Raw genomic sequence first — 13,933 nt, forward strand, 5'->3', positions numbered from 1 at the left:
TCGCTCGGCGCCTCAACTCTCGATCCCTTCGACGTCGACGTACTCCGCCAGCCGCTTCTCGTTCACGAGCAGGAAGGGCTCGGACACAGGGAGGACCAGGCCGGCGTCGCGGAACCGCTTGAGGAAGTAGCCCACACGGGACCGGGTCGTCCCGACCATGCCGGACAGCTCCTCCTGGGTGATGCGCTCCTCTATGGCCAGGAGATTGTTCGCGCGCCGCTTGCCCAGCTTCCTGGACAGGCGGAGCAGGACGGCGGCCAGGCGCTGCTCGCTGTCCATCGTCACCATCGTGGTGATGACCTGCTGCTGCTCGGAGAGGCGCCGGGCCAGGTGGTCGATGAAACCGTTGAGCAACCGGGTGTCGGCCATGGCGGCCCGGAAGCCCGTCGCCGGGATCCTCCTGATCCAGGAGGTGCGCATCACGGTCGCGGTCTCCGTGCGCTCGGGGCCGAGCAGGGAGGTCTCACCGAAGATGTCGCCGGCCGTGAAGATCGATAAAAGACACTCCTTGCCGCAGCGGGTGTAGGTCTGCGTCTTGACCTGCCCGCTCTCGATGAGATAGATGTTCGCGTCCCGCTCGCCGCAGTTGTAGATGTGCGTTCTTTTCGGAAATCTGATCGAAGAGGCGCTGAGCGAATCGCGCGCGATGAAAGCCTGGAGCTCGTCCTTGAACTGCGCAACCTCTACTGAAGTCATGCTGGTACCTTCGACCTGGGTTTCCTTTTTGCCAGAGGAACCCATACCCGCCCATCACAGAGAAAACGGGAATAGTCAAAGAAAACTGGAGCAGTCGCTCCGGACGGTCAGGGCAGCGAGTCGATAAAGTCTCCCACCAGGCACATCAAATCCGCGTCGCCCTTGAAGAGCGAAATATGATCTCCGTGCTGCCGGACGTGGAGTGTCGCGTCGGGCAACGTCCGCGCCACGACCTTCGACCCGTCGGGGTGCGCCGTCCGGTCGTCGGTGCTCGTGACGACCAGCACGGGCAGCCGCAGCTCCTCCAGCCACGGCGTCACGTCCGTCTCCATGATGGTGCCGTTGAGCCGGCAGTACCGGAACAGGAGCCCGGCCGTGGCGTACGGGTAGACCACCAGGTGCGCCAGGTCCGGCGGAACGGCCGAGAGCATGGTCTGGCACAGGACGGGATGGATCGCGGCGGCGCGGTCGGGCCCCTCGGCGCCCATCTTCATGAGCGCCGCCAGGTTCTGCTGGTGCGAGGTCTTCTCCGCCGCCGCGACCCCGGCGAAGTCCCCGTGCCAGAGGCTGAGGGACCCCACCCGGGCCGCGGAGCCGCCGGCCGCGTCCCGGTGCGCCGCCGCCAGCCCGATGACCGCGCCGCCGCACAGGCACATCAGGTGCGCCCGTCCCACCCCGAAGTGGTCCATCACGGCGAGCAGGTCACCGGCCTGCGCCTCGACCTCCGCCGGAGGCATCGCCGCGTCCTCGGCCGCGCCGAACAGTCCACGGCTCTCCCACGTGAGCACGTGGTGGTCGCGGGCGAGGAACCGCATCCACCGCTCGGCCAGCCGGGCGGGCATCCCGCACGGAGAGATGATCACGACGGCCGGGGCTCCGCGCGTGCCGGCCGAGTACGCGACCAGCGGGGGGCCGCCGTCGCGGGCCGCGACCTCCTCGCGGACGCAGAGCCCGTCGAAGCCGTGCGCGGTGACGCTGCCGGCCGTCCGGTCGATCTCCTCGGCCGGCAGGTGCGGGTCGAGGTCGTGGCTCCTGAGGGCGAGGTGCTCGCTCAGCACCCGTTCGAAGACCCCCAGCTCGTCACCGTCGTCGGTGAGGCGGAACTCCGGTGCGCCCAGCCGTACGGCCATCCGGTTGAGAAGGGAGGAGATCTCCACCGGACCGGCCACGCGCACCGGATGTTCGAGGACGTCGGCGAGCGGCTGCGCCGACAGCACCGCCTCCGCCAGGCGTCTGAGCCCGGTCGTGCCGGTCGCGCCGGTCATGTCGGTCGTCACAGGGCATCACCGCGTCACGAAGGGATGCCCGGTCGTCGTGGCCGTGGCCATCCGGTTGTGGGGGTTGTCGTTGTGGCCGGCGACCAGGACCGAGCCGTAGCGCTCCAGGCTGACGCGGCCGCCGTACTCCTCGATCTCGTCGGTGCCGGGGTAGACCCGCACCTTGGTCGGCACGTAGCGGGCGGCGAAGCCGAGGCGCATCTCGTCGGTCAGCCCGGCGTGCGGCTTGGAGGCGTGCATGAGCGTGGACCAGAACAGGATGGCCTCGCCGGGGCGCATCACCATCGAGACGGCCTTGGACTCGTCGGGCTTCCAGTCCGGGTCGATCTGCAGCTCGCGGTAGTCGTAGCCGAAGAACCCCCGGCGGACGCCGCCCTTCTCCTGGTTGTTGATCTTGTTCGGGTCGTAGTGCATCCGCTTGGTCTCGTCGTAGAACATCGTCTGGTGCGTGCCCGGGATGAACTGCAGGCAGCCGGTCTCCTCGTTGGCCTCGGTGAACGCGGTCCAGACGGTGATGGTGCCGCCGAACTCCTCGGCCTCGGGCCAGACGATCTGCGGCTGGCCGGAGGCGTTGGCGAAGGTGTCCGCCTGGTGCCAGTCGGTGCCCTCGTCGCCGGGGTACTTGGGGAAGAACTCGGTGCGCCAGCACAGCACGTCGGGGCCGAGCACGCTGCTCACCCGGTCCACGATCGGCGGACGGCTGATGTGGTCGGCGAGGAAAGGCGAGTCCAGGTGCCGGTCGTAGTTGGAGATGTTGGTGTTGCCGGAGGCCGCGGCCTCGTCCTGGTACACGGCGTGGCTGCGGTCCAGCAGCCGCAGCCGCTCGCGCCGCCACATCGCCCGCATCTCGTCGATCTCGTACACCTTGAACGGGCCGAAGTAGCCGCGGGCGTGGAAGCCTTCGAGCTCCTCGGGGGTCATGGCGAATGCGCCCTGCGTGCGGGTGTCCTGCATGATCATCCTTTCTACGCGTTGAGTCCTCGCCCGACGCAGGAGGCCAGGCATTCCACCGAGGCCTCCTCCTCCAGCTCGCGGCCGGTGAGCGCCAGCCCGTAGTACTGGTTCACCTGGGCGATGATGCGGGTCAGTGCCAGTGACGTCGCCCCGAGGTCGAACAGGTCCGCCTTGGGCGGGACGACGTCGCGTTCGAGCACGTCCGCGGCGATGGCCTGCACGACCCGGAGGGGCGGCACGCCGTTGTCGGAATCGGTGGCGGGCCGCTTCGCCTGGTCGACGAGGGCGCCGCGGTCCGCCTTTCCCTGTGGTGTCATGGGTATCTCCGGCACGATGTGGTAGGTGGATGGGCGCGCGTGGGCGGGGAGCTCCCCGGCGGCCCGCGCGGCGAGCCGGGGGATCAGATCGGCCTCCGGCCCGGCGTCCCCGGCGGGCACGACGAACGCCAGCAGGCGGACGTCGCCCTCGCCGTAGTCGCGGGGCGCGACCACGGCGTCGCCCACGGCCGGGTCGCCGAGCAGGCACATCTCGATCTCGCGGGGCTCGACGCGGAAGCCGCGCACCTTGATCTGGTCGTCGGCGCGCCCGATGTAGGCGTACTCGCCGCCGGGCAGGCGCACGGCCAGGTCCCCCGTGCGGTACAGGCGCGTGCCGTCGCCGCGGACGGCGAAGCGCTCGGCGGTGAGCCGGGGACGGCCGAGATAGCCGCGGGCCAGGCCGGCCCCGGAGACGTACAGCTCGGCGGCGACGCCGCCCGGGACGGGACGGCCTTCGGCGTCGAGCAGGTGGAGGCCGAGGTCGGGGATCGGCACGCCGATCGGGCTCCGCTCGGGGCGGCCGAGGTCGTCCTGGAGGATCCGCCGGTAGGTGACGTGGACGGTGGTCTCGGTGATGCCGTACATGTTGACCAGCTCGGGCTTCTCGTCCCCGTAGCGGGCGATCCAGGGCCGCAGCGTCTCGACGTCCAGCCGCTCGCCGCCGAAGACGACGCGGCGCAGCCGGAACGGCGACGGCCCGGGCCTTCGCGCGTCGGCCGCGACCAGGTGGCGGAACGCCGAGGGGGTCTGGCTGAGGACGGTGACGCCCTCAGCGAGCAGCAGCTCGCGGAACTCCTCCGGGGACCGGGCGACCGGCGCGGGCACGACGACCAGCCGGCCGCCGTGCAGCAGGGCGCTCCAGATCTCCCAGACCGAGAAGTCGAAGCTCACCGAGTGGAACAGCGTGACGACGTCGTCCTCGTCGAAGCGGAACCACGGCCGGGTGCGCGTGAAGAGCCGCACGGCGTTGCGGTGCTCGACCAGGACCCCCTTGGGCGAACCGGTCGAGCCCGAGGTGTAGATGACGTACGCGAGGTCGCGGTCGGTGGCCTGCTCGGGAGGGCTCGCGACCTCCTCCCCCGGCGCCGGGTCGTCCCGGTCGATCCACAGGATCCCGGCCGGGCGGCCGTCCAGCGCCTCCGACACCCGGGACACGGCCACGACCGTCGTGACGCCGCTGTCCTTGAGCAGGTGGTCGATGCGTTTGGCCGGGTAGGCGGGATCGATGGGGACGTAGGCTCCCCCGGCCTTCAGGATGCCCAGCAGCCCGACGATCATCTCGACGCCCCGGTCCGCGCACAGCCCCACGAGGACGTCCGGGCCCACTCCCATCGCGCGCAGCCGCAGCGCGAGCCGGTTCGCGCGGTCGTCGAGCTCCCCGTAGGAGACGTCCTCGGCGGGGGCGGAGACGGCGATCCGGCCGGGCGCGGCCCTGGCCCGCTCGGCGAAGATCTGGTGCAGGCATTGTCCGGTCATGTCGCGTACATCCCCCAGTGGTGCGGGGTGAGGGCGACGTCGGCCATGCTGCCGGGGACGAACATGCGCGCCCAGGTGCCGCCGCCGCGCTCGGGGGCGATCCGCTCCTGGAAGTACAGCTCGCGCACGCGCTCGTCCTTCACGTGCAGCGACAGCACCTTGTAGTACGTGGAGAGCGACTTCAGGTGGATGAGCCAGTGGATGCGGTCGGCGGCGCCGAACGCCTCCTCGTAGACGAAGACGGTGGCCTCGCCGGGCAGGTTCTCGTTGATGGACTCGGCGGCCTCGCGGGCGAACGTGCGGCCCTCGGACCTGAAGTCGTAGTCGAGCTGGGCGGTGCGGTGCAGCAGCAGGCCGCAGGTGCCCGAGTGCAGGATCTGCCCGGCGGGCAGCGCCACCTGCTCGCGGGCGCCGGGCAGCCCGGTGATCGGGCCCTCCTGGGTGTACTGCGCGGTGCCGCGCTCCCGCTCGCCGTCGACCTTCGTGCCGTACATGCCCCAGAACTGCGGCATCAGGACGGTCTCGTGCATGCTCCCGTCCACGAAGACCCGGTCCCAGCCGCCGCCGTCCCCGGCCTGCGGCTTCGCGACGGCGCCCCGGTACTCCTCGTCGGAGGTGCCCATGTGGACCATCGCCTCGTAGGCGTCCAGGGAGCTGAGGTGGATGAGCCAGTGCAGCCTGTCCTTGGTGCCGAACGTCTCCTCGTAGACGTACGCGCTGGCGACGCCCACCTGCTTGGCGGTGACGAACTCGGCCATCATGCGGGCGAACTTGCGTCCCTCGGCGTGGAAGCCGTTCCTCACCTGCGCGGTGCGTTCGACGATCACTCCGGCGTTCGCCGAATTGAGCAGATCCGCCGCGGCCACCGAGGTCTGCTGCTCGGCGGGCGGAATTACCGGACTGGGGTTTGTCATCACGGGACTCCGTCTCTTCTCGGCTTGCCGGTCACGCTAGTCAGGGTCCGGACCGCCGCCTGCTCAATACTGAGCAGGCCCCTCACAGCGGGATGTTGGTGTGGCGCCCGCGCGCGGGCAGGGCGTCCAGCAGCGCGCCGGCGATCCTGCGGCGCGTCTCCCCCGGCTCGATCACGGCGTCGACGACGCCGATCTCGACGGCCCTGGCCACGCCGCCCACCTCGCGCTCGTGCTCGGAGATGAGCCGCCGGCGCAGCTCCTCGCGCTGCTCGGCGGGGCCCGAGCTCAGCTTCCTGCGGTGCAGGATGTCCACCGCGGCGGCGGCGCCCATGACGGCGACCTCGGCGGACGGCCAGGCGAAGACCGCCGAGGCGCCGAGCGCGCGGGAGTTCATGGCGACGTACGCGCCGCCGTAGGACTTGCGGGTCACCAGCGTCACCCGGGGCACCACGGCCTCGGCGAACGCGTGCAGCAGCTTGGCCCCGCGCCGGACCACGCCGTCCCATTCCTGCCGGACCCCGGGCAGGTAGCCGGGCACGTCCACGACGACCACCAGCGGGATGCCCAGCGAGTCGCACATGCGGACGAAGCGCGCGGCCTTCTCGGCGCTGGCCGCGTCGAGGCAGCCGCCCTTGCGCAGCGGGTTGTTGGCGAGCACGCCGACGGTCCGGGTGGCCAGGCGGGCCAGCGTCGTGACCATGTTGGGCGCCCACTTGGGGTGCAGCTCCACGCCGGGGCCGTCGGTCAGGCCCGTGACCAGCGGCTTGACGTCGTACGCGCGGCTGGCGCGGCTCGGCAGCAGCCCGCCCAGGTCCACCACCCCGTCCACGCCCTCGACACGGCCCATCTCGATCGCGCCGGGGCTGCCGAGCAGCGCGGTGATCCGGCGCGTCTCGGTGATCGCCTCGGCGTCGTCGGTGGTGACGACGTGCGCGACGCCGCTGCGCCGGCTGTGCGGCTCGGGGCCGCCCAGGCCGGCCATGTCGACGTCCTCGCCGGTCACCTTGCGGACCACGTCCGGGCCGGTGACGAAGATGCGCCCGCCCTCGCTCATCACCACGATGTCGGTGAGCGCGGGCCCGTAGGCGGCGCCCCCGGCGGCCGGGCCGAGCACCAGCGAGATCTGCGGCACCAGGCCGGACGCGCGCACCATGGCGGCGAACACCTGCCCGACCCCGTGCAGCGCGGCGACGCCGTCCCCGAGCCGCGCGCCGCCGGAGTGCCAGATGCCGACGACCGGGATCCTCTCCTTGACGGCGAGGTCGATGGTGTCGACGATGCGCGCGCACCCCTCCGGCCCCATCGCGCCGCCCATCCGCGCGGGGTCGGTGGCGAAGGCGACGGACGGGCACCCGTCGATGAGGCCCCGCGCGCCCGCGACGCCCGAATCGTCGTCGCCGGGCAGCGGGGCGGCGGTGCCGGGGTCGAACAGCGCGCGCAGCCGGGCGCGCGGATCACGGTCGTCCATTGCAGGTCACCAGGTCACGGGCAGCTCGTGCACGCCGTACACGAACATGTCGGAGCGGAACGGCACCTGGTCCACGGGCACGGCGAGCCGCAGCCCGGGGATGCGCCCGAACAGCGTGGACCAGGCGATTTCGAGCTGGACGCGGGCGAGGATCTGTCCCATGCACTGGTGGATCCCGTAGCCGAACGAGAAGTGGTCGTGCCGCGCGCGGTCGAAGTCGAGGGCGTCGGGGCAGGCGAAGACGGCCTCGTCGCGGTTGGCGGAGGCGACCACGACCACGACCCCCTCGCCGGCCCTGATCACCTGCCCGCCCACCTCGACGTCCTCGGTGGCGGCGCGGCGCAGGCCGTAGTCGATGACCGTCTGGTGGCGGATGATCTCCTCGACGGCGGCGGGCAGCCTGGCGGGGTCGGCGCGCAGCTCGGCGAGCCGGTCGGGGTTCTCCAGCAGCGCGGCGGTCCCGGCGCCGATCTGGTTGGCGATGGTCTCGTACCCGGCCACCATGAGCAGCGTGGCGATGCCGACGACCTCGTCCCTGCTCACCCCCGCCTCCTCGCGGCGGGCGCCGAGGCGGCTCAGCACGTCGTCGGCCGGTTCGGCCTCCTTCACGGCCACGAGCTTGTCCAGGTAGGCCTTGAGGTCGTTGCGCACCTGGATGCGGCGTGCGGGATCGACGCCCTGGTCGCCGATGACCTTGGTCGTCTCGTGGAAGTAGTCGCGGTCCTCGTACGGCACACCGAGCAGCTCGGTGATCACCATCGAGGGCAGCGGCAGGGCCAGGGCCTGGACCAGGTCGACGGGCGGGGTGCGCGCGGCCATGTCGCCGACCAGGGTGTCCGCGATGCGCTGGATCGCCGGGCGCAGCGCCTCCACGTGCCGCCGGTTGAGCTCGGGCAGCAGCAGGCGGCGCAGCCGGGTGTGGTCGGGCGGGTCCATGCGGATGAAGGTGCCGGGGCCCGGGGGCGACGAGGTGAGGCGCGCCGGGAACCCGGGAGTGGAGAAGTCGGAGCTGAAGCGCGGGTCGCCGAGGATCGCCCGCGCGTCGGCGTACCGGGTGACCAGCCACACCTCGCTGTCGTCGAAGTCCAGCCTCACGCGGGCCATGGGACGCTCGGCGCGCAGCAGCCGGTACTCCGGCGGCGGGTCGAGCGGGCACGTCCTCGGGATCGGATAGGTGTCGGGAAGCCTCGCGGCGTCGAGGTCGGCAGCGTCCATGCCCCCAGCTTCGGCCGCGGCGCGCGAGGGGTCTGCTCAACACTGAGCACGGACGCGCGGAGGCACGGATGCGGGAACACGCCGATGTGGCGGGACGGCCGCCGGTCGTCCCGCCACATCACCCCGGATCAGGCCGTGACCCTCTCGATCAGACCGTGACTCCGGGCCTTCTCCCGATCCGCGGGGTTCTTCTCCGGAGTCGGGTACTTCTCTGGACGGGCCCGCGGATCAGGCCGTGACCGTCTTGCCCTTCGCGCCGCCCCGCCCGCCGGACGCCTTCCTGGCCATGGACATGTCGCGCAGCGGGACCTCCTTGAGGAAGAAGGTGGCCACCAGGCCGATGCCGACCGCGATGGCGGACGTCAGGAACAGGTCGTGCAGTGCGTCGGCGAGCTGCGCGGGCGGGACCCCTCCGCCGCCGAGGACGCCGGCCTGCCCCGCGACGCCGATCTGGCCGGACAGGATCGAGCCGAGGACGGCCAGCGCGACCGGCCCGGCGAACATCCGCCAGAACTGGATCTGGCTGGTGCCCGCGCCCATCTGGCTCATCGGGATGGCGCTCTGCACGACGGCCGTGGCCATCGGGAACGCGATGCCGATGCCCATGCCGATCAGCACCATGGCGACGATGGGGACCACCTGGCCGGTGTGCGGGCCGACCGAGGAGAGCATCAGCAGCCCCGCCATGATGGCGGCCATGGCGAACACGGCCAGCAGCCGGTAGCGCGGCAGCGCCGTCATCACCTTGCCGGCCACGGGGCCGAAGAGCATCAGGCCGAGGGTCATCGGGATGAGCAGCGTGCCGGAGTGCGTCGCGGACACGCCGAGGACGCCCTGGTAGAGCAGCGGCACGTAGAACGTCGTGCCCATCATGGCGAAGGCGGAGAAGAACGCCACCACGACCATGACCGCGAACTGGTTCGTGCGGAACAGCGGGAACGGGACGAGCGGGTTGCTCGCCCGGCGCGTCTCGACCAGGAAGAACACCACGAGCAGCAGCGCGCCGCCGACGAGCAGGCCCAGCACCTCGGGCGAGGTCCAGGCGTGCCCGTCGCCGGTGAGGGTGAGGCCGATCAGGATCGGCACCACGCCGAGCACCAGCGTGAGGACGCCGCCGAAGTCGATGTCGCGCCAGCTCGCGCCCGTCCGGACGAACGGCACGCCGACGGCCACCGCGAGGATGGCGAGCAGGCCGAGCGGGACGTTGACGTAGAACACCCACCGCCAGCTCCAGGCGTCGGTGATGAACCCGCCGAGCGGCGGCCCGATCACCATGCTCAGCCCGGCGACGCCGAAGAACAGGCCCTGCATCTGGGTGCGGCGCTCGGGGGTGTAGATGTCGGCGAGCAGCGTGAAGATGTTCGCCATCAGGATGCCGCCGAACAGGCCGGCCAGGCCGCGGAAGCCGACGAGCTGCGGCATCGTCTGGGCGATGCCGCAGAGCCAGGAGGCGATCACGAAGCCGCCGAGGCCCACGAGCAGGACCGGCTTGCGGCCGAACATGTCGCCGAGCTTCCCGGCGATCGGCACCACGACGGCGGCGGCGACCGCGTACGAGACCCCGACCCAGGCGTACAGGCCGAGGCCCTGCAGGTCGTCGGCGATGCGCGGCATGGCGGCGCCGACGACCGACACGTCGATCGACGCGAGGGCGAGCGCCAGGATCGCGCCGATCGTCGCGATCAGCTGGACACGCGAGGACACCTCCTGCGGCCCCGGGCGTCCCCCCGTACTCATATCGGACTGGCTCACCGGCCATCGCCTCCTCAAGGATTCCCAGCCCGTTCACCTGCGAGCTGCCTCATTCCTGCGGGCTTGCGCCTTTCACATGCCTTCCCAGCAAACGCCTCGGCGGCGGCGCGGTCTGCTCAACAGTGAGCATCCGCCAGGGGCGCGCGATTCTTAGCCTTGGCGGCATGACGACCCTGCCTGAACTGGTCTCCGGACCGGTCACCGCCCGGGACGACGACCTCGTGGCGCTCACCGTCGACGGCGGCCGCTCGCTGCGGGCCGGCCTGTGGGCACGCGCCTCGCGGGCCGCCGCCGGCCGCCTGCCGGGAAGCCGGATCGCGCTGCTCTACGACGACGCCGACTGGACGGGCTACGCCGTCGCGAGCCTCGCCGTGCACATGGCGGGCGGCACGGTCGTCGGCCTGTCCCCGCGCCTGCCGGGCGAGGAGCTGCGGGCGCGGCTGGAGCGGTGCCACGTCGAGGGCCTGCTGCACGGCCACGCCGTCGTCCCGCCCGCCTTCGCCGGGTGGACCGCCACCCTGGACACTCTGGACGCTCTCGACATGGCCCGAGCGCAGGCCGCGAAGCCCCGGCCGGGCGACCTCGCCGAGATCATCTACACCTCGGGCACCACCGGCGTCCCCAAGCCGGTGGCCGTGACCCACGCCAACCTCACCTTCGGCCACGAGGGACGCGGGCGGCTGTTCACCGGCGTGGACGGCGTCCTGGCGGCCGTGCCCATCGGCACCAACGCCGGGCACAGCGCGATGATGACGGCGATGACCGCGCCCACGACCGTGCACGTGCTGAGCCGCCAGGACCCCGAGACGGTCGCGCGCATGATCGAGAAGCTGCGGGTGTCGATGGCGATCGTCGCCCCCTCGGCGGCGACGTACATGGTGGCCCACGGCCTGCACGAGCGCCACGACCTCACCGCGCTGAAGGTGCTGATGCTCGGCTCTGCCCCGGTGCCGATGGCCACCGTGAGCCGGCTGGCCGAGGCGCTGCCCGGGACGAGGATGCTGCTCGGCTACGGCTCCACCGAGTCGGCGCCCGCCTTCGTGAGCCGCCCCGTCGGCCCGTCCGAACCGCTGGAGGAGCACCTCGGCCGCCCGAGCGGCGGCACCGACCTGGTCATCGCCGGGCCGGACGGCGAGGCGCTGCCGCCCGGCGAGCTGGGCGAGATCCGCATGCGCTCCGACGCGCCCCTGCGGTCCTACTACGGCGACCCGGAGGCGACCGCGCGCGTCTTCCATGACGGCTGGACGTGCATGGGCGACCTCGGCCACCTGGACAAGGAGGGCCGCCTGCACTTCTTCGACCGCGCGTCCGACGTCCTCACCGGCGCGGACGGCGGGCCGGTCTCCTCCACGCGGGTGGAGCACGCGCTGCACTGGCACCCGGAGGTGGTGGAGGCGGCGGCCTTCGCCGGCCCGGACGGCGTGACCGCGGCCGTGGTCCTGCGCTCCCCCGTCCCCGTCGGGGAGCTGGAGCGCGTGGCCGCCGCCCGCCTCGACCCGCGCGAGCGGCCGGCCAGGATCGTCACGACCGGCTCGCTGCCGCGCGGGCCGATCGGCAAGACCCTCAAGCGGGAGCTGCGCCGGACGGCCACCGGCTGAACCGGGCCGGACCGCCATGACTTCTCGCCGGTCAGTCCGAGCCGGTCAGTCCGAGCCGGTCATTTCGAGGAGCTTGGTGACGGTGCGCCAGTTGCGCGCCGTCGCCGTGACCCCGAGCAGCTTCTCCCAGAACAGGTAGGACAGCTTGGTGTTGCGCACCCCGTCCGGGCACCAGACGTAGATCTCGCGCCCGGAGTGCTCGAACACGTCCGGCGCGAAGTCCTGCGGGTCCAGGTCCTTGATCGGCTTGGCCGGGGGCTTGTCCGACAGGAACGTGACCAGGTACAGCGAGGGGTCGGACGCCACGTCGCCCAGCGGGTCGGCCTTGACCATGGCGGCGAGCTCGCCGTGACCACGCACCAGCACGGGCACCTTGACGCCCAGCTCCTTGGCCAGTCCCGCCTCGATGCGCTCGGCCGCCTTGGCGGGCGTCCTGTCGGTGGTGTAGACGACGTTGCCGCTCTGCAGATGGGTCTTGACGTCCTCGAAGCCGAGGCTTTCCATCAGCTCGCGCAACGCGGCCATCCCCACCTTGTTGCGGCCGCCGACGTTGATGCCGCGCAGCAGCGCCACTTGCCGGGTCATGCGCCTCCCCCTCTCCGGACCGGGGCGCCCGCCGTGGCCGCGTGACGGGCCCGGCCGCCGCGGCGGAACTCCTGGATCCGCTCGACGAGATAGGACGCGTCATCCTTTACCCACCAGACCAGGGCCGAACCGTAGGAGTACTGGCACTGCATGCCGAGGACGTACAGGCCCGGCGCGGAGGTGACGCCCCGCTCCTGCACGGGCGTGCCGTCCTCGTCGTGCACGGGCACGCGCACCCACGAGTAGTCGTAGCGGAAGCCGGTGGCCCAGACGACGGCGTCAGGCTGGAAGGCGCGGCCGTCCTCGAAGCGCAGGGTGTCGCCCTCGCAGTCCACCGTGCGGCCGACCAGCTCGACCCCGTACCTGCGCGAGATCTTCTTCAGGCTCGGCCCGACGAGGATGGTCTTCTTGTGCAGGCGGTCGCGCTCGCCGACGAGCGGCTTGGAGATGAGCCCGAACTTGTCGCCCCACCAGTGCAGGCCCTTGCCGAGGAACTTGCGGCCGAAGGCGGGCAGGTGGGAGCCCTGGGACAGCAGCACGCGGTGCGTGCGGGTCAGCTCGGGGGCGATCTGGGCGCCGGAGTTGGCGGCGCCCACCACCACGACGGTCTGGCCGGGGATCTGCGACGGGTTGCGGTACTCGCCGGTGTGGACCTGGTAGACGTCGCCGTTCAGCTTGCGCGCCATCTCCGGGACGCGGGGCAGCCGGTAGGCCCCGGTCGCGATGATGACCTGGTCGGCCTCGTAGACGCCCTTGGAGGTCTCCAGGCGGTAGCCGCCGTCGGTCCGCTCCAGCGAGGTGACCTTGGTGTCGAGCCGGACGGGAAGGTCGAACTCCCGGGCGTAGGAGCGGATGTAGTCGGCCATCTCGTCCTTGCCGGGAAAGTGGTTCTTCCTGCCGGGGAACCGCAGGCCGGGGAGCGCGCAGTACTGGGCGATGGTGAACAGCTCCAGCGAGTCCCAGCGCCGCCGCCAGTCCTCGCCGAGGCGGGGCTCCTCGTCGAGGACGAGGAACGGGATTCCGGCCTTCTTCAGGAAGTAGCCGGCGACGAGTCCGCTCTGCCCGCCTCCGACCACTATCACCTCTGTGCGCTCAGCCATGGTCTAGGACCCCTCTCGTACGTTCGTGGGCCCATCGTCGCCCGCTGACGTCGAGGGATCTGCTCAACTCTGAGCAAACCCCCTCGGGCCTCGGCGGACATGCCGGTACGCGGAGCCGGAAGCCCCGCGTACCTGGAGGAAGCCGGTCGGCCCAGGGGCCGACGGGTCGGCTAGATGGTGTAGTCGAGCGTGAGGTCGACGCCGCCGTCACTCGTCGAGACGAAGCCGCCCTCGCCCTTGATGCCCTGGAGCTCCTCGGTGCCCGACTCCGGGACGACGGTCCAGTCCGCCTTGGCCTGACCGTTCGCGAAGGTACCGTGGACCTCCAGCACGAACGACCCCTTGCGGCCCTTGACGCTGCCGACGACCTGCTGCAGGCCGACGAAGGTGGCGTAGGTCTCGGAGGGGTAGGCCATCAGGTACTCGGCCTTGCCCTCGCCCTCGATGTCCCCACTGAAGGTGTTGGTGACGTGCGCCGCGGTGAGCTTGGCCTGGCCCTTCTTCTCGGAGTACGGCTTCTCGTCCCAGCCGGTGATCTGATAGGTGCCCTTGCTCTTGGTCGTCATTGCCTCTCCTTCCGT

At 71.5% G+C, this 13,933-nt stretch carries 12 protein-coding genes; 1 reads left to right on the forward strand and 11 read right to left on the reverse strand.

Annotation, left to right across the window (positions count from 1 at the left end; genetic code table 11):
* Window positions 1-12: 12 nt before the first annotated feature.
* From DQ384_RS27720 to DQ384_RS27755, 8 genes are all read right to left on the reverse strand, one after another.
* Window positions 13-696 carry a Crp/Fnr family transcriptional regulator gene (locus tag DQ384_RS27720; RefSeq protein ID WP_114031824.1) on the reverse strand — a complete coding sequence of 228 codons (684 nt, stop codon included), beginning with the start codon at window positions 694-696 and terminating at the stop codon, window positions 13-15.
* Between the two features lie 107 nt (window positions 697-803).
* Window positions 804-1,973, reverse strand: a complete 1,170-nt coding sequence (locus DQ384_RS27725) for an alpha/beta fold hydrolase (protein ID WP_114031825.1) — start codon at window positions 1,971-1,973, stop codon at window positions 804-806.
* A 6-nt stretch (window positions 1,974-1,979) separates the two neighbouring features.
* The gene (locus tag DQ384_RS27730; RefSeq protein ID WP_114031883.1) at window positions 1,980-2,927 is read right to left on the reverse strand and encodes a chlorinating enzyme; all 948 of its coding nucleotides are present in this window, start codon (window positions 2,925-2,927) and stop codon (window positions 1,980-1,982) included.
* A gap of 11 nt (window positions 2,928-2,938) precedes the next feature.
* Window positions 2,939-4,720 (reverse strand): amino acid adenylation domain-containing protein, encoded by a 1,782-nt coding sequence (locus tag DQ384_RS27735; RefSeq protein ID WP_114031826.1) that lies wholly within the window; start codon window positions 4,718-4,720, stop codon window positions 2,939-2,941.
* On the reverse strand, window positions 4,717-5,634 hold the full coding sequence (locus DQ384_RS27740) for a DUF6039 family protein (protein ID WP_220183164.1): 918 nt from the start codon (window positions 5,632-5,634) through the stop codon (window positions 4,717-4,719). The genes DQ384_RS27735 and DQ384_RS27740 overlap by 4 nt, the downstream gene beginning before the upstream one ends.
* A gap of 82 nt (window positions 5,635-5,716) precedes the next feature.
* Entirely contained in the window at window positions 5,717-7,102 is a 1,386-nt protein-coding gene (locus DQ384_RS27745) for an acyl-CoA carboxylase subunit beta (RefSeq protein ID WP_114031828.1), read from the reverse strand.
* A gap of 6 nt (window positions 7,103-7,108) precedes the next feature.
* Window positions 7,109-8,317 carry a cytochrome P450 gene (locus DQ384_RS27750; protein WP_114031829.1) on the reverse strand — a complete coding sequence of 403 codons (1,209 nt, stop codon included), beginning with the start codon at window positions 8,315-8,317 and terminating at the stop codon, window positions 7,109-7,111.
* A gap of 228 nt (window positions 8,318-8,545) precedes the next feature.
* A complete protein-coding gene (locus tag DQ384_RS27755; protein ID WP_147268921.1) occupies window positions 8,546-10,069 on the reverse strand; it encodes an MFS transporter in 1,524 nt (507 codons plus the stop codon).
* Between the two features lie 164 nt (window positions 10,070-10,233).
* Here DQ384_RS27755 and DQ384_RS27760 point away from each other — a divergent pair, with 164 nt between their 5' ends.
* Window positions 10,234-11,667 carry a class I adenylate-forming enzyme family protein gene (locus DQ384_RS27760; RefSeq protein WP_114031831.1) on the forward strand — a complete coding sequence of 478 codons (1,434 nt, stop codon included), beginning with the start codon at window positions 10,234-10,236 and terminating at the stop codon, window positions 11,665-11,667.
* Window positions 11,668-11,712: 45 nt separating this feature from the next.
* On the opposite strand, the gene DQ384_RS27765 is transcribed toward DQ384_RS27760, so the two are convergent.
* The 3 genes from DQ384_RS27765 to DQ384_RS27775 form a co-directional block, all read right to left on the reverse strand.
* Complete coding sequence (locus DQ384_RS27765; RefSeq protein ID WP_114031832.1) at window positions 11,713-12,252, reverse strand: DUF1697 domain-containing protein; 540 nt, start codon at window positions 12,250-12,252, stop codon at window positions 11,713-11,715.
* A complete protein-coding gene (locus DQ384_RS27770) occupies window positions 12,249-13,352 on the reverse strand; it encodes a flavin-containing monooxygenase (protein WP_114031833.1) in 1,104 nt (367 codons plus the stop codon). Before DQ384_RS27770 ends, DQ384_RS27765 begins: the two co-directional genes overlap by 4 nt.
* Before the next feature lie 170 nt (window positions 13,353-13,522).
* Entirely contained in the window at window positions 13,523-13,918 is a 396-nt protein-coding gene (locus DQ384_RS27775) for a DUF3224 domain-containing protein (RefSeq protein WP_181871455.1), read from the reverse strand.
* Window positions 13,919-13,933: the final 15 nt, after the last annotated feature.

Origin of the sequence: Sphaerisporangium album, from assembly GCF_003323745.1 — a bacterium.
In the GTDB taxonomy this organism is placed as follows: Bacteria; Actinomycetota; Actinomycetes; order Streptosporangiales; family Streptosporangiaceae; genus Sphaerisporangium; species Sphaerisporangium album.

Coding starts and splice junctions, on each gene's coding strand:
- DQ384_RS27720 (WP_114031824.1), bottom strand. CDS start 696: ATGACTTCAGTAGAGGTTGCGCAGTTCAAGGACGAGCTCCAGGCTTTC.
- DQ384_RS27730 (WP_114031883.1), bottom strand. CDS start 2,927: ATGCAGGACACCCGCACGCAGGGCGCATTCGCCATGACCCCCGAGGAG.
- DQ384_RS27735 (WP_114031826.1), bottom strand. CDS start 4,720: ATGACCGGACAATGCCTGCACCAGATCTTCGCCGAGCGGGCCAGGGCC.
- DQ384_RS27740 (WP_220183164.1), bottom strand. CDS start 5,634: ATGACAAACCCCAGTCCGGTAATTCCGCCCGCCGAGCAGCAGACCTCG.
- DQ384_RS27745 (WP_114031828.1), bottom strand. CDS start 7,102: ATGGACGACCGTGATCCGCGCGCCCGGCTGCGCGCGCTGTTCGACCCC.
- DQ384_RS27750 (WP_114031829.1), bottom strand. CDS start 8,317: ATGGACGCTGCCGACCTCGACGCCGCGAGGCTTCCCGACACCTATCCG.
- DQ384_RS27760 (WP_114031831.1), top strand. CDS start 10,234: ATGACGACCCTGCCTGAACTGGTCTCCGGACCGGTCACCGCCCGGGAC.
- DQ384_RS27765 (WP_114031832.1), bottom strand. CDS start 12,252: ATGACCCGGCAAGTGGCGCTGCTGCGCGGCATCAACGTCGGCGGCCGC.
- DQ384_RS27770 (WP_114031833.1), bottom strand. CDS start 13,352: ATGGCTGAGCGCACAGAGGTGATAGTGGTCGGAGGCGGGCAGAGCGGA.
- DQ384_RS27775 (WP_181871455.1), bottom strand. CDS start 13,918: ATGACGACCAAGAGCAAGGGCACCTATCAGATCACCGGCTGGGACGAG.